General features: G+C 64.4%; 25 protein-coding genes. All 25 read right to left on the reverse strand.

The window, feature by feature from the left end; translation table 11 throughout:
• Window positions 1–42 precede the first annotated feature (42 nt).
• Window positions 43–759 carry a phage tail tube protein gene (locus LPT13_RS11275; RefSeq protein ID WP_242166501.1) on the reverse strand — a complete coding sequence of 239 codons (717 nt, stop codon included), beginning with the start codon at window positions 757–759 and terminating at the stop codon, window positions 43–45.
• Window positions 759–1,154, reverse strand: a complete 396-nt coding sequence (locus tag LPT13_RS11280; RefSeq protein WP_160345531.1) for a phage tail terminator protein — start codon at window positions 1,152–1,154, stop codon at window positions 759–761. The genes LPT13_RS11275 and LPT13_RS11280 overlap by 1 nt, the downstream gene beginning before the upstream one ends.
• A complete protein-coding gene (locus tag LPT13_RS11285) occupies window positions 1,154–1,483 on the reverse strand; it encodes a minor capsid protein (RefSeq protein WP_160345533.1) in 330 nt (109 codons plus the stop codon). The genes LPT13_RS11280 and LPT13_RS11285 overlap by 1 nt, the downstream gene beginning before the upstream one ends.
• Complete coding sequence (locus LPT13_RS11290; RefSeq protein WP_160345536.1) at window positions 1,480–1,812, reverse strand: putative minor capsid protein; 333 nt, start codon at window positions 1,810–1,812, stop codon at window positions 1,480–1,482. The genes LPT13_RS11285 and LPT13_RS11290 overlap by 4 nt, the downstream gene beginning before the upstream one ends.
• Window positions 1,809–2,174, reverse strand: coding sequence for a hypothetical protein (locus tag LPT13_RS11295; RefSeq protein WP_202095574.1), 366 nt, complete (start codon window positions 2,172–2,174; stop codon window positions 1,809–1,811). Before LPT13_RS11295 ends, LPT13_RS11290 begins: the two co-directional genes overlap by 4 nt.
• Window positions 2,175–2,408, reverse strand: a complete 234-nt coding sequence (locus tag LPT13_RS11300; RefSeq protein WP_242166503.1) for a hypothetical protein — start codon at window positions 2,406–2,408, stop codon at window positions 2,175–2,177. It abuts the gene before it with no gap.
• 14 nt (window positions 2,409–2,422) lie between these two features.
• Window positions 2,423–3,295 (reverse strand): hypothetical protein, encoded by an 873-nt coding sequence (locus LPT13_RS11305; protein ID WP_242166506.1) that lies wholly within the window; start codon window positions 3,293–3,295, stop codon window positions 2,423–2,425.
• Between the two features lie 4 nt (window positions 3,296–3,299).
• Window positions 3,300–3,665 (reverse strand): hypothetical protein, encoded by a 366-nt coding sequence (locus LPT13_RS11310; protein WP_242166508.1) that lies wholly within the window; start codon window positions 3,663–3,665, stop codon window positions 3,300–3,302.
• Window positions 3,666–4,007: 342 nt separating this feature from the next.
• Window positions 4,008–4,181, reverse strand: coding sequence for a hypothetical protein (locus LPT13_RS11315; RefSeq protein WP_242166510.1), 174 nt, complete (start codon window positions 4,179–4,181; stop codon window positions 4,008–4,010).
• Window positions 4,181–6,556, reverse strand: a complete 2,376-nt coding sequence (locus tag LPT13_RS11320) for a phage minor capsid protein (protein ID WP_242166511.1) — start codon at window positions 6,554–6,556, stop codon at window positions 4,181–4,183. Before LPT13_RS11320 ends, LPT13_RS11315 begins: the two co-directional genes overlap by 1 nt.
• Window positions 6,556–7,980, reverse strand: a complete 1,425-nt coding sequence (locus LPT13_RS11325; protein ID WP_242166512.1) for a phage portal protein — start codon at window positions 7,978–7,980, stop codon at window positions 6,556–6,558. Before LPT13_RS11325 ends, LPT13_RS11320 begins: the two co-directional genes overlap by 1 nt.
• A gap of 1 nt (window position 7,981) precedes the next feature.
• A complete protein-coding gene (locus LPT13_RS11330; protein WP_242166513.1) occupies window positions 7,982–9,634 on the reverse strand; it encodes a PBSX family phage terminase large subunit in 1,653 nt (550 codons plus the stop codon).
• On the reverse strand, window positions 9,634–9,780 hold the full coding sequence (locus LPT13_RS11335; protein ID WP_160345556.1) for a hypothetical protein: 147 nt from the start codon (window positions 9,778–9,780) through the stop codon (window positions 9,634–9,636). Before LPT13_RS11335 ends, LPT13_RS11330 begins: the two co-directional genes overlap by 1 nt.
• A gap of 121 nt (window positions 9,781–9,901) precedes the next feature.
• Window positions 9,902–10,234 (reverse strand): HNH endonuclease, encoded by a 333-nt coding sequence (locus tag LPT13_RS11340; protein ID WP_242166514.1) that lies wholly within the window; start codon window positions 10,232–10,234, stop codon window positions 9,902–9,904.
• 7 nt (window positions 10,235–10,241) lie between these two features.
• On the reverse strand, window positions 10,242–10,790 hold the full coding sequence (locus LPT13_RS11345; protein WP_242166515.1) for a DUF4406 domain-containing protein: 549 nt from the start codon (window positions 10,788–10,790) through the stop codon (window positions 10,242–10,244).
• 193 nt (window positions 10,791–10,983) lie between these two features.
• Window positions 10,984–12,528 carry a DNA cytosine methyltransferase gene (locus LPT13_RS11350; protein ID WP_242166516.1) on the reverse strand — a complete coding sequence of 515 codons (1,545 nt, stop codon included), beginning with the start codon at window positions 12,526–12,528 and terminating at the stop codon, window positions 10,984–10,986.
• Window positions 12,525–12,794, reverse strand: a complete 270-nt coding sequence (locus LPT13_RS11355) for a hypothetical protein (RefSeq protein WP_242166517.1) — start codon at window positions 12,792–12,794, stop codon at window positions 12,525–12,527. Before LPT13_RS11355 ends, LPT13_RS11350 begins: the two co-directional genes overlap by 4 nt.
• Before the next feature lie 8 nt (window positions 12,795–12,802).
• Window positions 12,803–13,180, reverse strand: coding sequence for a hypothetical protein (locus LPT13_RS11360; protein WP_242166518.1), 378 nt, complete (start codon window positions 13,178–13,180; stop codon window positions 12,803–12,805).
• Entirely contained in the window at window positions 13,173–13,922 is a 750-nt protein-coding gene (locus tag LPT13_RS11365) for a DNA-methyltransferase (protein WP_242166519.1), read from the reverse strand. The genes LPT13_RS11360 and LPT13_RS11365 overlap by 8 nt, the downstream gene beginning before the upstream one ends.
• On the reverse strand, window positions 13,909–14,682 hold the full coding sequence (locus tag LPT13_RS11370; RefSeq protein ID WP_242166520.1) for an ATP-binding protein: 774 nt from the start codon (window positions 14,680–14,682) through the stop codon (window positions 13,909–13,911). The genes LPT13_RS11365 and LPT13_RS11370 overlap by 14 nt, the downstream gene beginning before the upstream one ends.
• Entirely contained in the window at window positions 14,660–15,361 is a 702-nt protein-coding gene (locus tag LPT13_RS11375) for a conserved phage C-terminal domain-containing protein (protein ID WP_242166521.1), read from the reverse strand. Before LPT13_RS11375 ends, LPT13_RS11370 begins: the two co-directional genes overlap by 23 nt.
• Window positions 15,362–15,372: 11 nt before the next feature.
• Window positions 15,373–16,365 (reverse strand): phage recombination protein Bet, encoded by a 993-nt coding sequence (bet, locus tag LPT13_RS11380; RefSeq protein WP_242166522.1) that lies wholly within the window; start codon window positions 16,363–16,365, stop codon window positions 15,373–15,375.
• The gene (locus tag LPT13_RS11385) at window positions 16,358–17,275 is read right to left on the reverse strand and encodes a DUF1351 domain-containing protein (protein ID WP_242166523.1); all 918 of its coding nucleotides are present in this window, start codon (window positions 17,273–17,275) and stop codon (window positions 16,358–16,360) included. The genes bet and LPT13_RS11385 overlap by 8 nt, the downstream gene beginning before the upstream one ends.
• Window positions 17,272–18,507: a ParB N-terminal domain-containing protein gene (locus LPT13_RS11390; RefSeq protein WP_242166524.1), complete on the reverse strand. Its 1,236-nt coding sequence runs from the start codon at window positions 18,505–18,507 to the stop codon at window positions 17,272–17,274. Before LPT13_RS11390 ends, LPT13_RS11385 begins: the two co-directional genes overlap by 4 nt.
• Window positions 18,507–18,830 carry a hypothetical protein gene (locus LPT13_RS11395; protein WP_242166525.1) on the reverse strand — a complete coding sequence of 108 codons (324 nt, stop codon included), beginning with the start codon at window positions 18,828–18,830 and terminating at the stop codon, window positions 18,507–18,509. The genes LPT13_RS11390 and LPT13_RS11395 overlap by 1 nt, the downstream gene beginning before the upstream one ends.
• Window positions 18,831–18,836 lie beyond the last annotated feature (6 nt).

An 18,836-nucleotide genomic window follows, 5' to 3' on the forward strand; every position in this document is an offset into this window, starting at 1 on the left:
CTCCCCGGCCTCATGACCGATATTCCCAAGTGTGTCGCTTGGCTAAGCCTCGGAGACCACCACGTCCACGGTCGCGCGGATGGAGGGCTTGGCGGCGCACTTCACGGAGAGACGCGTCTTGCCCGCCGCGATACCCTCAACGATGCCGTCGGCGGTCACCTTGGCGATGTCGGGGTTCTCGATGGCATACAGGCACCAGTCCGAGGAAGTGGCAGGCTCGACGGTCGGAGTGACCTGCTTGGTCTTTCCCACGGAAACCGTCACGTCCTCCACCGCGATGGTGGCGGGAAGATGGTGCCCCTTGGCCGGCTGGATGAGGGTGGGGGTGTCGTTGCGTGCCATGCCGAAGCTGATGGCCTGCTTGTCGGAGGCTGCGCCGTTCGGGCCGCTCATGTTGATGTCCTTGAGCGTGACCTCCTCCTCGATGATCTCGCCGGTGGGGGACACGCAGCGGTACTGGGTTTCGCGCTCGTCCCCGAAGCACTCCTCAAGGCTGGCCAAGTAGTCCTGCAGAGGGTCGCCGATGCGGCGCTTGCCGGTGACGCTCGTGGTCTTGGTCACGCCCGTCACGGTGGTGACGGTGTTGCCGCCGGTGGAGTAGTCCTCGGTCTCGTCGGTCTTCTCGGAGCGGTCGGGGCTGATGTCCTCGATGCCCGGCCCCATGTAGGCCCAGGTCGGCTCATCCTCCTCCGGGGTGATGTTCAGGAGGTTCGCGTACTGGTAGTTCAGCGCGAACCCGATGTCCACGGTCTTCGCCATTAGAAAAAGTCCTTTCTCGTGTCGATGTAGGCATCGAAAGCCCACACGAACCGCCCGGATTCGTCCCAAGGGAGCGGCTGGGGGTCGGTGGTCTCGAAGCTCTCAAGTTCGTAGCTGCCGTTCTCGGAATCGAGCGGGGAGGTGGCCAAGATGCTCTCGGCGAGCTGAGCCGTGGCCATGGCCTCGTACTCGCTCACCCTCATCACGATCACGGTCACGCGCAGCGGCGAGGTGGTGGTGCCGTCGTAGTAGACGATCTTGCGGTCGGGCACGCCGAAGGCGATGGTCACCGATTCGGGGAAGCGTCTGCCGTCTGGCATGGTGGTGAATACGTCGGTGATGCCGCCCTCGTTGAGGCGGCGGCGCATCACGTCCAGAAGGTCAAGGGCTGCCATCAGTCACCTCCATAGAGGGATTCGGCGTACTTGATGAGCGCGGGCATATCGTTGCGCGCGCACGCCTCGTCCCAATGGTCGCAGGTTCCCGACGTGGTGTGCCTCATGGGGATGCTGTACTGCCTTGCGGCATACGGGGTGCTCCAGATCAGCAAACCCTCGGCGTACTTGGAGTTCAGCGGCTCGGAAGCCCTGAGCGTGTTCTCGTCGCGGGGCACGTACTTGCGCATGACGAAGGCCACGCGCATGGCGTACTCCTCCTGGCGCTTCTTCGCCTCGGCCGGGTCCGCCAGCTTCTCGATGCCCTTGATGTTGAGGATGACCGTCATTTGAGCAGCACCTCCCAATGGTGCAGGTCGCCGAGGTTCGGGACGGCTTGGCACTCATGCACCGTGGCATCGGAGACCTCCCCGTCAATGCTCACCAGAGACCCCGCAGGGATGGCGAAGGCGCCAGTGCTCACCTTGGGGTCTATGTAGAGCGTGCCCTTCAAGGGCGCCTGCAGTTGGTAATCCGTGCGCCTGATCGAGGCGGTAGGCTCGAAGCAGACGCGCTCGATGGTCACAGGCTCCTCGAACTCGCCGCCGTAGGGCGTTCCTGTCTTCGGAACCTTGACCTTCGCAGTGGAGCGCAGCAGCCTGCGCGGCAGGGGCATCATTGCAGCCCCTGGTAGAGGAGGGTGGAGCCGACGAGCTCACGGCGCACGGCGCGCCTCATGTCAACGTCGTAGAGCGATGACGAGCCGGATGCCTGCCCCATGGTCGCGGAGAACTTGCCGAGCGTGACCGATGCCACGCCCTCGCCGATGCCGCCGGATGCCCCGTAGGCCTCGTCCACGTCCACGGCGGCGCACACCGCGCGGGTGTATGCCTCCACGTCATCATCGTCCTGCGGCTCGTTGTAGCCGATCACGTCGCGCACCGCAGATACCGCCGCCCGAAGGGATGCCGCGAAGGCATCCGCTTCGAGCGTTCCGCCCTGAGCCTTGTATTGCTCGTATGTGACGGATGGCAGCGGCATCTACTCGCCCGCCTCCTCTCCGGCCTTGGCGTTGTCAGCCTTGGCCTCTGCCGGCTTCTCAGCGGCAGCCTCGTCCTTGGCAGCGTCTTCGGCCTTCTCGGCCTTCTCCGCGCCCTTGTTCTCGGCCTTGGCGTTGTCAGCCTTGGTCGTGGTCTTGGTGGTCTTCGCCTTGGAGGTCTTGGCCTCCTTCTTCTGGACGGCCTTGCCGTCGATGAGCAGACCCACGGTCTTCATGTTGCTCCTCCTTCTTACTGGTGGCTCAGGTAGATGCCTGCGCGCTTGTTTTCGTAGCCGTCAACCACGCCGTACTTGCGGTACTTCACGATGTCCGCATCCGCATCGGGGTTCTGGTCCGCGCTGATGACGGTGGGGCCGGCGATGTGGCGGTCGAACTTGATGAGCGCGGGCTTGTGCACGATCAGGAAGTTGATCGGCTTGGAGAGTTCCGAGGGCTTCCAGCCGCCCGCGATCTCGTCGCCGTCGCGCCCGCTGAGCAGGTCGATGGCGGTGTTGAAGCGGCCACGGGGCACCTTGATGATGCCGGCGAAGCCGTCAAGCGCCTCGCGGGACTTGGTGGTGTCCAGGGCCTTCACGGACTTGAGCAGCGTGGAGGTGGTGAACAGGTAACGCTGCTCGTCGGGCACCTCATTCTCGTCCATTTCCGTGGTGGCCGTGAGGATGGCCTCAAGGAACTGGGCGCCGCCCTCGATGGAGTCCGTGTTGTTGGTGATGCCGGTGAGCGCGGCGATCTTGGCGAAGGTGAAGGCATCGCCCTCAGGTGCCACATGCTCGCGCATCAGGATGTTCGCGGCCTGCCCGAAGGCGAGGTCGAAGGATTCCTGGTTGTCCATGGCATCGACCATGATCTTGGTGCCACGGTCGTAGTCGGCCTCCACGGTCTTCCACACGAGGGATACGCCGCTGTTGGAGGTGTAGCCGCTGGCGCGGTCGTAGTCTCCGAGGCCGCCGACCTCCATCTGCGGATAGCAGAACTCGTGGACGTTCTGGGTGGGGCGCACCTGGGAGGGGGCGCTGTCCAGCACGGAGGTGCAGGCCGCCTGGCGGTACACCTCGTCCAAGATGGTCTGGATGCCCTGGGGCAGGGTGATCTGGTTGGGCATTGGTTTACTCCTTTTCGTTGGTCAGCCCGAAGGTCTCGCGCATCTTCTTCGTGCGCTCGTCTTCGGGGTCGGGGGTTCCCTTGGGCTTGCCCCCTGTGGACTTGCTGTTATCGGTGGACGTGAACAGGTAGGGCGCGGCCTCTTTCAGCTTCTCGATGTCGCCATCGAACTCGCCGAGGCGTGCGCTCGCCGCCACCACGTCATGGCATCCGGCCGCCTTGAGCGCGCTCTCGGTCTTCGCAGTTTCCTGCTCGGCCTTCCACTGCTCGAACTCGTCCTTGAGGGCCTTGTACCCTTCGGCCTCGGCCTTCGCAGCGTCGCGCTCTGCCTCCACCTTCGCGATGTCGCGCTGGTACTTGTGGGCGTTCACGGTGCTGCCGGCAGGTGCAGCAGGCTGCGGTGTCGGCTCGGCTGCTGGTGCAGGCTCTGCGGCAGGTGCAGCAGGCTGCGGGGCGGGTGCCGGTTCCGCCGCAGGGGTCGGTGCCGGCGTAGGCTCGGGCGTGGGCGTGGGTGTCGGTTCTGTTCCTGTCATTGCTTCCAACCTTTCCTTCCGGGGTTTGGTTTCCGCGCTTCTCTGCGCGCTTCGGTACCTGATTGCCGCTCAGGCGGGCGATTGAGACCGTTGCCGCCGTCTCTCGCGCAGTTGGAAGTTTCCCCAAGGTGTCGCCTGGGCATGAAAAAGCCCCGCGCTCGGCGGGGCTTCACGGTTTCGCTAGACTATCGCGTCATCCGGCAGGCCGGGGTCGAACGGCTGCCCTGTGTCGAGGCACTGGCGTATTGCCGCGATAACCTCCTCGTCCGGGGCGCTCATCATCATCATGCGGGGGAAGATGTCCCCGAACTTTGCCTTGTACTCGTCCATGAGTTCGTAGATCAGGTCATCCATCAGATAGCCCCTTTCTCAATCGCTTCGATTATATCCTCGAATATCTCCGCCGACTTCGGCAGGTACTGCTTGAGCACCGCAAGGCTCTCAGGGTTGCCGATGTGCGCGCTGTAGAACTCCGCGAACGCCTCGCGTGCGAGCGCGCCGCCGCCTTTGTCCCAGTACGATGTGCGATGCCCCCAGCCGCCGTCCACCTTGTTGCCGGTCGCGCCGCCGAAGATGTCAGAGAGGTCGGCCTTCTGGGCATCTGTCATGCCCCTGATCTCCTTGCCCACGGCCTCATAGGCGCGCTGCTTCTTGACGGCCTCCTTGTACTGCGGGTCTTTCTTGACGGTGGCCACGATGCTCTTCTTGCTGGCCTTGATGGCCTTGACCTCCTCTGGCGTGTAGCCGTAGTCCTCCGGCTTGAAGCCTGGGGATGTCACGCGCTGGTACGCGCGGGCATCGTGCCGCAGCGCGGAGAACGTTGCCTCGGACAGCATACCTGCGTCGCGCATCCCCCTCAGGTCCATGGCGTCGATGAAGGCGGCGGCTTCCGCCTTGATGCGCGCGTGCACCGCATCGACGTAGGCGGTCGCCTCCTCCTTGAGCATCTTGCCGAAGGCGTTTCCCTTGTACTTCGTGGAGGCGTACATATCGCCATAGGGAACGCCTGCGGCACGCTTGGCCGCATAGCCCTGCGCCCCCGTGCTGATGTAGTCGATATGGTGGCCGAACTCGTGGAACCACGTGTTCATGGACGGCCTGCGCGCGTCGGCGTAGGTGTTGGCCACGTTGATGCGCACGCCCACGTCGCTGGGCGAGAAGTGGGCGGTGCTGCGGTAGGCGTGGTCGATGAGGCTCAGCTGGTCCTCGTATCGCAGGTACAGCCGCGCCGCCGGCGTGGTGCCCTTGCCGACTAGCTTGGCCACCTTGTCCACGTGCTTGTCTTCCAGCTTCGCGTATATGGGGGCGGACCTGTCCACGGCGGTCTTGGCCGCGTGCTGCGCGCCCTTGATCTTGGCGGGGTTTCGCAGCGCGCTCACGATGCTCTTGAAGATGCCCTGCTGGTCTGAGGCTGAAAGCGATGCGAAGTCTGCGGCGGTGCCCCCACGGCTGGCCATTTCCTTGGCTATGGCGGCGCGTGCCGCGCTCTTGGTGATTCCGTTGGCCTTGAGCGTCGCGGATGCGCCCGAGCCTCCCAGGAACTCGTCAACCTTGCGCCCGCTGGCCTTGATGGCGGTGCCCTTCGGCATGTCGCCAGCCCATTCTCTGTTCGGCCTCCTGGTGAGCACGGTGGTGCCGGGCTTCGCCTTGGCGTTGGCGTCGCTGATGAGGTCGCGCATGGCGCTCTGCCGATCTTTCAGCGTGCTCTGGGCCTTGAGCAGGTTGGTGCGGCTCTCAAGGCTGCCCGTCTTATCGTAGACCTGCTGCGCGCCCCTCAGTTCTCGCTTGGCCTCGCGGATGCGCCGCTCAAGGTACCGCTGCTGCTGTTCCAGTTCGTACACCTCCGAGCCTTCCAGCCCGCTGGGGTGCTGCGGGTTCTGCTCGTATGCCCTCGGCGCTCCGTGTCGGTACGGCCCGAAGCTGTGGCGGCAGTTCGCGCCCAGGAGGCCGTCCACGCTTCCGTAGCGCGTGGCCTCGTAGAAGTCGGCGTACTTGTGGCCGTCTATCTCCACCTCGCCGTGCAGGCTGTAGACCTGCCCCTGCCATGCGGCATGGCTCGGCCTGCTGTCCTCGTGGCTCGATACCTCCACAAGCGTGACCTCGCCGCGCTCCATCCGCTCCAAGGTCATGCGCGCGCCGTCCTGCGCGATCTGTGTGCGGATGTGACGGCGCACGGCCACGTCCACCTTGTTGGCCACGGTGACGATGCCGGTGCTGGCGTTCTGGTATGTGATGATCGGGATGCCCTCGCGTTCCAGCTTCCTCACGGCGGAGTGCAGTGCCCGCTCCGTGGTCATGGTGCCGGTGTTCACGCGCGTGATGGCCTCCACTGAGGCCGAGAGGAAGGCCTGCTTGGCGCCCTCCACCATCTGGATGTTGTCGCGTGCCAAGATTCTGGCCACGCCGTCAACGGTCGCGGTGACCTGCTGAGGCCATAGCGGCGTGCCCTTGCCCATCCGCCTGATGTCATCGGCATCGGATGCCTCTATCAGGCGCTCGGCGGTCTCGCGCACCCCGGCCGCGATGACCTCGCGCTCGTCGTTGATGTAGTCGCGAAGCTGCTGGGTGTGGGACTGGGCGAGGAGGTTGAGCTCCGTCATGGTCATCTGGTCAAGTTCCTCCACGTTGATGAGGGCGATGACCAGGTGGTCGAGCATCTTGGCCTCTATGTCGTTGTAGACGGCGGCAACCGCGTCGCCAGCCGTCTCGATTTGCTCAGGGGACAGCATTAGAAGCCCGGATCTATCGCTGCGGCCTGGTCTGGCACGGCGGCCGCTGCATCCTCCTCGTTGAATCCGCAGTAGTTCACGAGGTACTTGCGCTTGAGGGCGGGGATGCCCAGCATGCTGATCTCGGTGAGCGCCATGTTCTTGTCCGTCTGCGTGTCGGTGATGACGCTGTCATCGAAGTCGATGGAGACCGCTGCCTGCGTGTCCACCGCTGTGCCGCAGATGCCCTTGCAAACGCCCGCCACGCCGCGCACCAGCGTGGTGATGGAGCCGCTGAGGGCGTTCTGGTGCTTCCTGAGCGTTCTGGCCAGCATGCTGGAATCGCTCACCACCTCGGTGGCCGTTTTCAGGCCGTCCTTGTGGTCCCATGCCCAGTAGTTGTCCCCAAGCCCGCAGGTGAGGGAGAGCATCTTGAGGCCGGCGTTGATGGCCGCCTCGTTGTCGGCCACGCGCATCTCGGGATGCACCACCTTCATCGGGTCGGTGCCCTCCTCGCCGGGAGGCGTGCGGAACACGGTGTCATCGGCCTCGCCGAATGCGGCGTACTCGGTGACCTTGTTGCCGTTCGCGTCCTTCTTGGTCTTCTTCTCGATCATGGTGTCGGTCACGAACATCTTGGGGCGGCCGACCCGCATGTGCACCAGCAGGCTGGTGAGCGCCTCGTCGGTGGCTTTGATGGCGCTGATGCCCTTCTCGAAGATGCTGGCGCCCATTGCGCAATAGCTGAAATGGGGATTCGGGACGGCGGGCTTCACGAGTGCGAAGGTCTGCTCGGTGCTCTTGGTGTCGAGGTCTGCGATAACGCTCTCAGGGAACACCATGCGGTGGCTCTTGATGTCGAACAGCTGCGTGAGGATGTGGTAGGTGCCGTCCAGCAGCACGTGGGCTTGGCATTGGTCATAGTCGCGGCCGTCCAGCTCCACCCGTGTCACGAACGCGCACTGCGTGCAGCTGTCAGCCGACCACGTGAGGGGGAGGCACTGGTGCGCCTCGTAGTCCTCGATCTCCACGCGCGCATCGGGGTGGAGCATGCCATCGTCCGAAACGTCATAGACCCCGCAGGCCCATCCCCCCGTGCCGAGGGCGAAGGAGCGGGTAACGAAGTCGGCCTGGTTCACGCCGAAGCCGCCGAAGTGGGCAGCGATGACTTTCTGCATCCCCTCATCCTCGGCGGTGATGCCCAGCTTCTCGTTCATCAGCAGGTCGCTCCACGCTTCCGCCGCCAGTGCCGCAGGGTGCAGCGTCTCGCGGTCAACGCGGAAGCGGCGCATGTTCCTGCTCACGCTGTAGTGGTACCAGTTGTTGTCGGCCGTGTACCAGCCCCAGTACTTCCCGATGATGCCGCTCATGCGGGTGTCGGGATGATAGCCCATCATCTTGAGCCATTCGATTGCGAAGGCGAAAGTGCCGCGCTCCTCTGCCATGCTATAACCCCTGCCTAATCCATACGGATGCCGCGTAGCCTGCGGCATCAAGCGTGTCATCGTCTACCTTTGGCAGTGTCTCCGTAATGTCGCCCGACGGGGTTATGACGTACTCAAGGGCGGGAATCTGCTCAGCCGCGAGCGGGCAGGTGTTCGGGTCGATGACGATCTTGGCCAACCGGTTGAACCACCGCACGCGCTCGCTTGGGGAGTTCACGCCCTGCTTGTAGGCCTTGCGCGCGTGAAGCCCCTGCTGCTGGTAGTACAGGATCATGCCCTTCGCCGCGCTATCGCACCAGAGGTCATCATCCTCCTCGTCCCATCCCTCAAGCCTCTCGGCCAGAAGCGGCGCGGTCTTCGTGTCGTGCGCCTCGCTGCCTGTGGCGCTGTCCTCATCGAGGAACCACAGCACGTGCTCGTCCACGTCATAGGCCACGCGCTCGTGAACCCACGGGTGGACGCTGCCGGCATCTACCCCGTGGGCTATGTTGTCCAGCGCCTCGCGCTCCTCGTCTGTGATGGGTCGCACCTCGATGATCTCAGGGTCGATGACGTTGGCGCCTGTGCCTGTGGCCACGCCGTCGTACTCGTGGCGGTACGCCTTTGGGTTGCGCGCCTTGAGTGCTTCGGCTACGGCGATGAACGCCTCGCCCAGCCACGCCCTCGGCGCATCCGTCCAGTGCGAGCGATGCACGGTGCGGCCTTCCTGGGGCTGCTTGCTCTCGCGGTTGACCCAGGCGTTGGCCGATACGGGCGGGTTGTAGCTGAGGAACGTCCACGTGGGCAGGTCGCCGCCGCCGCGCAGCACCGTCTGCTTCACGTTGCGGACGTAGCGGTAGCCGGGGAACTGGCTGGCCTCCTCGAACCACACGTATGCGATATAGCCCTCCTCGGGCGCCAAGCCCTTGAGAGGGGAATCCTCGGGGTTCACGTTGTCCGCTCCGAAGAAGTAGATCACGTTGCCCGTCGGCCTGTGCACGGCCTGCAGGGGCGACTTTCCCCATGTGAACTCGTCGGCCACGCCCATCCTCCGGGCTGCCTTCTTGATCTCCGCATAGACGGAGGTGCGCAGCTTGTTCGTCCGGTTGCGCATGCACAGCGCATTGCGCCCCTGCACGGTGGTCACGCCGTTCACGATCTCGGTGGCGATGTGGCTGGTCTTGAGCGAGCCGCGCCCGCCTTCCTCCCATATCTCCTCGAACTCGTGGGCGATGATGGAGCGGTGCAGGTCGATGAAGGCGCGCCCGATGAGCAGCCCGAAGTCGTACACCCTCAGGATTCCGTCACCCTTGCCCGTATCGTCGGGCAGCACGTCCAGCAGCTTGGAGCCTGTGGCCATCATTGCATCGGTGGCCGCCTTGTCGATGAAGCCCTCTCGCGCCCTCTCCACGGCTATCTTGGATGCATGGGCGTTCAGGGCCGCCATTCGGTCGATGACGGCCGCACGCGACGCGACAGCCTGCTCTGCGGCCGCATCCTGCAACTCCTTGACCCTTGCGGAAACCTTGGGCAGCTTCTCAAGGCGGCAAGCCTGCGAGTCCACCGCCGAGTCCTTCCACTTGACAGACTTCGGGTAGGCCTCGCGGTACGCTTGGCGCTGAGACAGCCCACGGGCGCGGGCCTGGCAGTATTTCTCCTGGGGGGCGGTGAGCACTAGAAGCGTTCCCTGTGCTGTGTGACGCGCTTGCACCAAGGGCACCACATGGTCTTGATGTGGTTGCGCTTGCGCAGGTGGCCGCGCCTGCGGCGCACCGGCATCATGCCCCCGCACTTGCAGCACTTCATCTGGCTGAGCGGCATGGCGGTCCTCCTATCTTGGCGGTGATTCTCTTGGATGTGTCGCAAAACGTAAGGGAGCCTCCCTAGGGAAGGCGGCTCCGGTAGAGGAGGGTCGCGGCGCGACCGGGGAAGAAGGAAAGATTCAAGAAGCCCGATCGGCCGCATTGGCATGTTCCGCCATGTGTCGCCGGTACTCCTCCCGCCTGCGCTTGCGGGTCTGGGCGTGGTGCTCCTTGTCCGCGCGCAGGTGGCAGGGTGCGCACAGGGCGACGAGGTTGGACCTCTCGCAGTTCTCAGGCGTGTGGTCGATGTGGTGCACGGTGAGCGTCCTGCGGTGCGTGTCCAGCGGCTCTCCCGGCCTGCGGCACTGCTTCCCGCACTCCTCGCACTTCCACCCCGCCTCCTCCTTCACCTGGGCTGCTATCTGCTTCCAGTCCTTCGGGTAGCGGTGGCGCTCCATGGGCATCGCGTCCACCCCCCCCCTAGCAGCACGGTGCCAGCAGCGGCTGGGGTGCGGGCGCGTCCGCCATCGTGGCTGCGGGCGCTGCGGGGCTGAGCCATTCCCTCCACGGGCGGCAGGGCATGCCCAGAGCCTCGGCGATGTCGTGCTCGATCTTCGCGCCACGGCTCCGTTCCCATCCGTCCAGCATGGCGATGCCGTCGTACAGCGGGATGGTGCTCTGGCCGTCGTTCGCGAGCATCTGGCGGATGCTGATGCGCATGGCGCGGCCCCATTCGGTTCCCTGCTCGATGTAGTGGTGCGGGCAGTCGCACTCGTAGCCGTCCTTGCGCAGGATGGCGCGGACCGCCCTGAAGGTCTCCCTGTTGTCGTTCGGCTTTCCCGTGACAGGTCCGATGAGGTAGAGGCGGGGGATGTCTCCGTAGACCACCACCCTCTCGCATCCTCCGCATTCCCTCACGGTGTTGGGGTTGGTGCCGGCCGGCACCTCCCACCCGCATTTGGAGCAGACGATGCGCGTCATGTCCGTGTTGAGCTCAAGCATGCACACGCGGTCGCTGGTTCGGCCCATTTCATCGCCTCCAATTCCCTCGCTAGCGCATCCGCCGATTCCTCGGTGAGGTTCATGCCCGCCCCGTCATCGAAGACCACGAAGTTGGAATCGGGGTGCATTCTCACGACTGCGCCCAGATCAATAAGCCACTCAGTTGGGCATTTGCCAGCTTGTTCGACTTTGACGAACTTCCTATTGCTCACGCTTCCTCCTAGAAAATCGAGTCCACCGCTTCGATGCGGCGGCCTATGTGGTTGATTACGGGCACGGCCATGGAGTTGCCGCATGCCTTGTAGCGGGGCGCGTCGGGGGTGCCCGTCTCAACGACCGTGGGCGGATTCTTGATGAATGCGACGTACCCTTCGGGGTCATCGAACTCGTCCGGGCACTTTCCCCAGTCGATTCGCTCACGCGTCTCTCCTCCGTAGATGTCGGTCCATCCGTCGGGGAATCCTTGAAGGCGCTCGCACTCCACGGGCATGAGGCGGCGCACTATGTAGCCGTTTGCTGCTACGATGGGCGCGGATCCGCCGCATTTCAGGGTGTTGGCCACGTTGACTCCGATGCCAGCGTGGGCGTTGTCATCCGCCATGCGTACGGCAGGCTCTCCCGAATGGGCTGCTCTCATCGTCGGGGTCACTTCCTCAGCTGCCGATACCCCTATGCTTGAGTTCCAAGCGAAGGCAACAGCATGGCGGTCGGCGGTCGTGAGGGTGAACATCGCCCCATCGTCCTCGATGCCCAAGTGGTGGCCGCCGTTCTTCTCCTCGCGGCCGATGATGTTGCCGCTTATGGCATAGGCAACACTCGGCACCTGGTTCGTTCCCGATTCGGCAGCCCTCAGGGTGGGGGCAACCTCGTCCTGCGCGGCAACGGATCCCGCCGTGGCCGACTGCCCCGCGCTAAATCCGATGCACACCGCAGGGGTGTGCCCCTGGGCGCTCATGGTGTGGCAGGGGTCTCCCCACTGGGGGTTGCTGCCGTTCCTGGGGTCGGTCACCTGGGTGGTGTCGATCGGCAGCACATTGGACTGGAACAGCACCTGGTCTTGGCTAGTGGCCAGCGTCGCGCTCAGATCGTCCTGAATCAGAGGCCCAGAACCCCCCCCTGGGCAAGGCGATCCGGTATGGCGCAGCTTGAGCGTATAGCTTCCTGCAGGGCGGTCTTGAGCACCGGCGGCAAGGAGCGCCCGCGCCTCTCGGCTCGACGGATTATCCCCTCGCATGCAGTCGGGCTCAAAAAGTACTCCTGCGGCGCATCCGGGCACAGGATGTCCGACAAGAAACACACGGCGCCTTCTCTGGGGTACTCCGAAGAACTGAGCGTCCAGCACTCGCCACGCGAGAGCATACCCGCAGTCTTCCAACTCCCCGAGGAGGGTGCCAAAGGCTCGCCCTTTGTCCTGTGACAGAACTCCGGGGACGTTCTCCCAGATGACCCAGCGGGGCTTAGCTTCTCTAACACAGCGGACGAACTCAAGCATGAGCTGACCTCGCTCGTCCATAAGTCCAAGTCTTCGCCCTGCCATGCTGAACGCTTGGCACGGGCTTCCTCCGATGACAACATCGACGCTCCCTTCGTATTCGGTCCAATCAACTCCGGCCACGTCTCCCAAGTTGGGCACGTCCGGGAATCGCTTTGCTAGCAGGTCGCAGCAGAACGGCTCGATCTCCGAGAAGGCCACGGGGTTCCAACCGAGGGAAGCCCAGGCCACGGAGGCGGCCTCTATGCCGCTGAAAAGGCTGATGTAGTTCATTCCTCCTCCATTTGCAGGTCTCGCATGAGGTCATAGGCTTGGTCGGCCGCCTCCCAGACCTCCCAATCGGGATCGAAGCTGGCCGCAGCGTCGAAGGCATCGCAGTCATTCCCGACGGTAACGACGCTATCGGGTTCAACGAACTCGCCGATCTCGTCGCAGAAGCCATGGGCGCCGCAGGGGCACTCGTGGAAGTGGTTGCAGTCTCCGCAGTGGGCGCGGAACGTGGGCGGTTCGGGCGGGTCGACCCAGTCTTGGTCTCTCATTCCGAAGCTCATAGCGGCCTCCATCCGTCCATCCTGATGGCGGTGAGGTAGTCGCATGCCTCGTCCAGGCGGATGTACTCCCAATGGCCTGCGCAGGCTATCGCGCCATCATCGACCCAGCGGAAGTAGAGCCGGCGATGGTGGGCGAGGCCGTGGCAGTATTCGCGGCCGTCCGCGTCTTGCAGGTTGTTGCCGAAGCCGCAGAGCGTGATGGTCGGCTTCTCGATCTCGCGCCCCTCCACGAACATCTTGCCGGCGCTTCGGAACACCACATGGTGCTGCTCAAGCGGCCACGTGCGGCCGCACACCGCGCACCGCGCCATCCTCACGGACGGCTTGCCCATCATCGGCTGGTACATGGCCGGCAGAGTAGTGACCTTAGCCATTTAAGCCACCCCCCCCCGCAGATTTCGCGCGGGCGACGCGCTCATTGGCCAGGGCGCAGTATTCCGGGCTGAGTTCGTACCCGATGAAGTGCCGCCCCGTCTCGATGGCCGCCACCGCCGTGGTTCCCGACCCCATGAAGGGATCCAGCACTATCGCGCCCTCGTCGGCGATCTCCATGAGCGCCTTGATGAGGTTCAGCGGCTTCTGGGTGGAGTGGATGCGCCCTTCGCCTGAGGGGGCTGCGAACTTGTACGCGCCGGGCAGGTACTTGGCACCGGCCACGGGCGTGCGGTCTATCGCCCCCTTGGTCGCCCAGACCGCGTACTCGCACTCGTTGCGGAAGCTGTTGGGCTGAGGCCGCGCGGCGGTCTTGCGCCACGGGATGATGCCACGAAAGACGAAGCCCGCAGCCTGAATCGCGTCGGTGACGTTGGCCAGCTGCCTCCAATCCGAGAAGACGATGGCGCTGGCACCGTCGGCCATCGCCCTGTAACACTCGCCCATCCAGAGCACCGACCACAGCACGAAGCTGCGCTCGTCACGGCTGTCCCCGTAGAACTCCGGCTTCTTGGCCGCATCGTTGGTCTGGTACTTCTCGGACGTTGCGCCCGACCGGTCGCCCCGGAACATGCCGCCGCTCGAATAGGGCGGGTCGGTGAGCAGCATCCCCACCATGCCGTCGGGGATGTCGGAGAGCGCCGGCAGCATGTCGCGGCACTCGATGATGTCAATCTTGGCCATTGAGCCTCCTATCCGGCCCCTCAAGGGGGACCTGCTTGCATGAGGAGGCGAGGCGGGACGCTATGGCCACGCCGACCGCCCCCTCGGTGATGTTCTTGGCTATCTCGCTGAGGCGGTAGTTGGACGTGACGATGGTGGGCAGCATGGCCTTGTCGCGCTTGTCGATGATGGCGAACAGGCGCTCGCAGGCGTAGGCCGTGTTTGAGGCCTCCTTGCCCAGATCGTCCAGGATGAGCACGTCGCAGCCGGCCGCCCGCTCGAAGAGGGCGCGGTCCTCGTCCTTGCGGCTCCGCATCGCGTCCATGAGGTCGTAGGTGGCCACGGCCATGACCCTGCGCCCCGTCTCGATGAGTTGCAGCGCCGCAGCCATGGCCAGCGTGGTCTTGTACGTTCCGTTCGGGCCGAAGATGTAGAAGCCCTGCCCCTCGGAGGCCAGGGCGGCCATCTTCGCGGCGTAAGGGTGCGCGGCATCGCGGTAGCGGAGGGGTATGCCCGCCCTCTCGATGGCGCGCTCTTTCGCCTCGGCCTGCTCCTTGGCGGCCTTGTGCCGCTCGGCCTCGGCGATTGCCTCCCGCTCGGCCACAGCCCCTGGGCAGCCGCAGTCCTCGTGCCCCCAGAAGGCGGGGATGCCGTTGAACTCGACGGGCGTTCCGTCTTCGCGGACCACCTTGCGGGGAGGCCTCATCGCGCCGCAGTGCTCGCAGCGGATGGGCTTCTCGGCCTCGAAGGCCCTGAGCCTAGAACTGGTCGTAAGCGGCATACGCCTCGGCCTCCTTCTCCTCGCCCTTGGCCTCGTGCATGTACTGCTCGAAGTGATCGGGGCTGAACAGCGTGTTGGGCGTGAGCCGCTTGCTGAACTTCGTGCCCTGCCACTCGTCGCGCTTATAGGCGATCATCGAGCGCACCTGCTCGACGGTGTAGCCGCCTGCGCAGCGTTCCAGCATGTGCCGGCACTTCTCCGGCATCGTGGTGTACGTGGTCCCGAGGAACTCGTTGAGAGCGCCGAGGCATTGGAGCCAGAACGGCGCATCTTGCAGGCTGCTCAGCATCGGGGGGATATAGGGGGGTATCTCTACCTCTATCTCAACCTCATCCTCAGCATCCGAGTTGTTCGATGCTTGTGCATATGCCTGCGCATCTGCCTGTGCATATGCTTGAGCATCCTGCTTGGCACTTGCTTCGGCATCCTGCTTGGCAGGTGCCTGCGCTTGCTTCTTGCCCCATCTGGCCTGCGCCATCTTGCGTCCGCGCTCACTAGCCTCGTCACCCATGTCGATGCGCTGCTTGAGGGCGATGAAGGTGGGCAGCCACGGAGGGCTGCCCTTTGGCTCCTCTTTGGTGAAGCGGTAGTTCGCAAGGGCGTACAGGAACGGGGCGCGCTGCTTCTCAGGCATTGCTTGGCATGCCGCCCAGAAGTCATCGTGTATAACCATTCCCATGCCGCGCCTCCTTAGAACGGGATGTCTTCGGGGGCGTAGTCGGGAGCGGCGTATTCCTCGCGCTCAGCCTCGCTGCCGCCCTGCTGCGCCGCGAGTTCCTGATGGTTGCGGATGTTCACGGCAAGGAAGTCGCTGAGCTTCACGATGTCCTCGGCTGTGTACATGTTGATCGCTTTGGGGCTTCCGTCGGGGTTGAGGATGCTGGCGGCCATCCAGCTGGTGATGCCCTCCTCTTTGGTGCCGAGTTCGATGGCCTGCCGCTTCTGATCTGCAACCTGCTGCCAGAGCGCCTTGCGCGGGTCTTCCTGAGGCTGGGGGGCGGGCTGTTCCTCGACCACGTCTTCAACGATGTACTCCACGGCCTCCTCTTCCTGAGGCTGTGGGGCGGCCTGTTCCTGCTGCCGCGCCTGGTCCATTTCCTCAGCGCCGTAGAGGCCGCCGAGGTCTTCGGGGAACGCCTCGCGCAGGGCATGGCAGAGCGCCACCTTGCGAATCATGGTCGCGGGCATCTTGCTCCAGCCGTTCTTGCCGTAGCGGTCGGGCGCGGCGTACTCGGAGAGGGCAACCTCCTCGAAGATGGGGCAGGCGTACCCGTCCAGGTATACCTTCGCCCAGCCGCCTATCAGTTCCTCGCCTTCCAGCAGCATGGAACCCTCGCGGCGCTCGATGATCTTCCTTATGCCGCCGTTTTCCTTGACCCTGCGTATGAAGGTGATGCCGGCCTCGTGGCCTCTGTACTTCTTGTTGCGCGTCGCGCGCTTGACGAACGCATCCTTGCCGGCGATGACCGACGCGGGCTGGTTGCCGTACTTGACGATGTAGGCATCGCGGGTGAACGGGTTGAGGCGCTGGGACTGACAGAGCCGCAGGAACATCTTGACCTCCTGGGAGGTGACGTTCTCCATGTCGTTGCCGTTGGCTGCCATGAGGTCGCGTACGTCCTGCTCGGTAACGCGGATGTCCTGGCCGTTGTCGGCCTTGTACTCCACGATCTCGCTACTCATCGGTGACCACCCCCGCGAACTTGATGGAGGCGCCCGTGATGCCCATTCCCTTCAACGTCGCGGCAACTTGCTGCGCGAACGCCTCGGTGCCCTGGAACTCCATGGCCAGAGACCAGCGGCAGACCGGCGGAGCGGCCGCTGTGGGCTGATCTGGGACGGGTTCAGGCTCCGGTGCGGGTTCGGGTGCCGTGCGCTCGGCCTTGACGGCCTCGGCGGCTTCCTGCGCCGCCTTGAACTCGGCCATCTGGCGGTCGCGCTCGTTCAGCTGGTCTTCCAACTCAAGCGCGCCGATGAGGTCCAGGGTGTCAGCGTAGTGCTTGACCACCTCGTCCTTGTGAGCGAGTTCCTTGGTCTGCAGCGTGTTGTAGCCCTTGAGCGCCTTCTCGACCTTCTCGTAGAGTTCATTGACGGCCTTGGCCTCGTTGGTGGAGCGGTTCAGCCACTTGTCCTCCAAGATGGCGGCGAAGGGGATAACGTCTGCGATGGGGCCGGCGCATCCCGCGTACTCCTCGGCCAGCGTTTCCCGACGCTGCGCCTTGAAGTTGGCATCGGCCTCATCAACCTGCTCCTTGATGTTTGCGCGTGCGTTGTCGATCTTTGCGGTGATGGCCTTGACCCTCGCCTCGAACTCCTTGAGCGGAGCCTCGTATATCTTCTTGACGCGCTTGCGCTCCGCCTCGATGGGCGCTTTCAGCTTGTTGAGGTCGGCCATGCAGGTGCGCCCCATCTTGATGGTCTCGTAGTCGTTGGGGTCAAGCTGCGCGCCGATGTACGGCTCGATCTGCTGGTCTACGTAGGCATCCAGCGCGGCGAGGTTGTCGGAGAACACGGCGGGGGTGTAGGTCACCTCCAGCGCGTCGGTCGGCTCGATCACCTCGGCCGTCACCTCGATGGTTCCTTCTTCTGTCATTTGGTTGCCTCCATGCAATCGGTTGCTTTCTGGTAGATGGCCTGCTCGTCCTCATCAGGCTCGTAGCCGTCGGCCTCCATCGCGTCCATAAGGGCGATGTATCGCTCGCACGCCTTTGGGCGCGGCTTGCCGGTGCCGTCGAGGATTCCGCAGCCCGGCGCGTCGTTCATGCTCTCGAACAGCAGGACGATCTCCGAGTGCCCGACGTTGAGGCGCTTGGTGCCGGTCGCTTCGAGGAACGTCTTGACCAGCGGGGCGTGGCGGTTATCGCTCTCGGCCACGAGGCGGGAGAGGTTCGGCAGGAGGCTCTGGGCGGCCAGCTGCTCGGCGAGCCAGGCGCGGCGGTTGCCCGTGCCCTCGGCGTAGAGTTCGGCCATGGCCTCGGCCTCCGCGCGGGCGCTGTCTTCCTCCACCTGCTCAGGCGCGGGCGGCTCCTCCTCAGGGGCAGGGGCCAAGATCATGAAGAATCCGGGGATGCTGTGGCGCATGGCCACGCAGCCATCGGGGAGGTCTTCGGGGAGCTGCGCGATCTTGTTGAGGTTGCACACCATGGCCATGCCCTGCGCGTCATCCACGACGGCGATGCCGCGCGCCGCCAGTTCCGCCGCGAGGTCCGTGGCCGCGCTCTCCTTCTTGCGGCGAGCCTCGAAACGCTTGGCCACCGTCTGGTACTCGCGCTCCGAGCAGTTGGTGAGCGCCTTCACGGCCTCAGGGTCATCGGCGAACTCGCCGATCGCGATGAGGCGCATGAGACTCATATCGTCGGCGGCATCCTCCACGACCTTGGCCGCGCGGCGCACCTTGGCGGCCTTCTCGACGGTGAGGCCCGACACCTCCGCCACGTACTCATCGGTGCCGAACATGGCCAGCTGGCGGACGAAGCGGCTCTCCTCGACGGCCTCGTACTTCTTCTTGGTGTTCGTGCGCACCACGGTCTCGATGACGTCCTGCAGGGTGCTCTCATCCTCAACGATGGCGGGGAAGGTCTTGGTGCCCAGTTCCTTCATGGCCATGATGCGGCTGTTGCCGGCCTTGATGCGGTAGATGCCGCCGTCGCGCACGAGGGTGACCATTTCGTCGGGGATGCCCTTGGAGCGCATCGAGCGGGCGAGTTCCTGGACGTAGGCCTGGTTCTCTTTCAGCGTGTAGTCGCGGCGCGCCAGATCGTAGCCGAACTCATCGACCAGCGGGTGCACGTCCTCGATGCTGACGGTTTCGATTACGGCGCTCATTAGCGGTCACCCCGCACGATGAAGGCATCCACTACCTCCACGCCGTTGGCCTTGAGGAGTTCGATGACTTCGCGGGCTGCGCTCATCACCTCGGCGGGAGGCTCTGCCTCCAAGGCGAGGAGGCCGTTGTCCAGGTACTTGGGGAACTCGGCTCCGTGCATGTCGCTGCCTTCGGGGCAGGTGAGGTACGAGAGGACGCACGCGGCACCCTCGATGAACTCAGGCTCAAGGTCGTAGTCCTCAAGCGTCCCCACGATCTCGTCGGCGAACTCGCGGGGGATGAAGCGCCCCGCACGGTTGCGCTTCATCTTCTCAAGTTTCATTTTGTT

Source organism: Adlercreutzia faecimuris, from assembly GCF_022669055.1.
Classification (GTDB): domain Bacteria; phylum Actinomycetota; class Coriobacteriia; order Coriobacteriales; family Eggerthellaceae; genus Enterorhabdus; species Enterorhabdus faecimuris.

Excerpts from the sequence above, each read along its gene's own strand:
- LPT13_RS11320 (WP_242166511.1), bottom strand. The coding sequence starts at position 6,556 with ATGCTGTCCCCTGAGCAAATCGAGACGGCTGGCGACGCGGTTGCCGCC.
- LPT13_RS11315 (WP_242166510.1), bottom strand. The coding sequence starts at position 4,181 with ATGGATGACCTGATCTACGAACTCATGGACGAGTACAAGGCAAAGTTC.
- LPT13_RS11385 (WP_242166523.1), bottom strand. The coding sequence starts at position 17,275 with ATGACAGAAGAAGGAACCATCGAGGTGACGGCCGAGGTGATCGAGCCG.
- LPT13_RS11280 (WP_160345531.1), bottom strand. The coding sequence starts at position 1,154 with ATGGCAGCCCTTGACCTTCTGGACGTGATGCGCCGCCGCCTCAACGAG.
- LPT13_RS11290 (WP_160345536.1), bottom strand. The coding sequence starts at position 1,812 with ATGATGCCCCTGCCGCGCAGGCTGCTGCGCTCCACTGCGAAGGTCAAG.
- LPT13_RS11345 (WP_242166515.1), bottom strand. The coding sequence starts at position 10,790 with ATGGGCCGAACCAGCGACCGCGTGTGCATGCTTGAGCTCAACACGGAC.
- LPT13_RS11360 (WP_242166518.1), bottom strand. The coding sequence starts at position 13,180 with ATGGCTAAGGTCACTACTCTGCCGGCCATGTACCAGCCGATGATGGGC.
- LPT13_RS11375 (WP_242166521.1), bottom strand. The coding sequence starts at position 15,361 with ATGGGAATGGTTATACACGATGACTTCTGGGCGGCATGCCAAGCAATG.
- LPT13_RS11295 (WP_202095574.1), bottom strand. The coding sequence starts at position 2,174 with ATGCCGCTGCCATCCGTCACATACGAGCAATACAAGGCTCAGGGCGGA.
- LPT13_RS11355 (WP_242166517.1), bottom strand. The coding sequence starts at position 12,794 with ATGAGAGACCAAGACTGGGTCGACCCGCCCGAACCGCCCACGTTCCGC.
- LPT13_RS11390 (WP_242166524.1), bottom strand. The coding sequence starts at position 18,507 with ATGAGCGCCGTAATCGAAACCGTCAGCATCGAGGACGTGCACCCGCTG.
- LPT13_RS11325 (WP_242166512.1), bottom strand. The coding sequence starts at position 7,980 with ATGGCAGAGGAGCGCGGCACTTTCGCCTTCGCAATCGAATGGCTCAAG.
- LPT13_RS11365 (WP_242166519.1), bottom strand. The coding sequence starts at position 13,922 with ATGGCCAAGATTGACATCATCGAGTGCCGCGACATGCTGCCGGCGCTC.
- LPT13_RS11335 (WP_160345556.1), bottom strand. The coding sequence starts at position 9,780 with ATGCCGCTCAGCCAGATGAAGTGCTGCAAGTGCGGGGGCATGATGCCG.
- LPT13_RS11350 (WP_242166516.1), bottom strand. The coding sequence starts at position 12,528 with ATGAACTACATCAGCCTTTTCAGCGGCATAGAGGCCGCCTCCGTGGCC.
- LPT13_RS11300 (WP_242166503.1), bottom strand. The coding sequence starts at position 2,408 with ATGAAGACCGTGGGTCTGCTCATCGACGGCAAGGCCGTCCAGAAGAAG.
- LPT13_RS11395 (WP_242166525.1), bottom strand. The coding sequence starts at position 18,830 with ATGAAACTTGAGAAGATGAAGCGCAACCGTGCGGGGCGCTTCATCCCC.
- LPT13_RS11275 (WP_242166501.1), bottom strand. The coding sequence starts at position 759 with ATGGCGAAGACCGTGGACATCGGGTTCGCGCTGAACTACCAGTACGCG.
- LPT13_RS11285 (WP_160345533.1), bottom strand. The coding sequence starts at position 1,483 with ATGACGGTCATCCTCAACATCAAGGGCATCGAGAAGCTGGCGGACCCG.
- bet (WP_242166522.1), bottom strand. The coding sequence starts at position 16,365 with ATGAGTAGCGAGATCGTGGAGTACAAGGCCGACAACGGCCAGGACATC.
- LPT13_RS11305 (WP_242166506.1), bottom strand. The coding sequence starts at position 3,295 with ATGCCCAACCAGATCACCCTGCCCCAGGGCATCCAGACCATCTTGGAC.
- LPT13_RS11370 (WP_242166520.1), bottom strand. The coding sequence starts at position 14,682 with ATGCCGCTTACGACCAGTTCTAGGCTCAGGGCCTTCGAGGCCGAGAAG.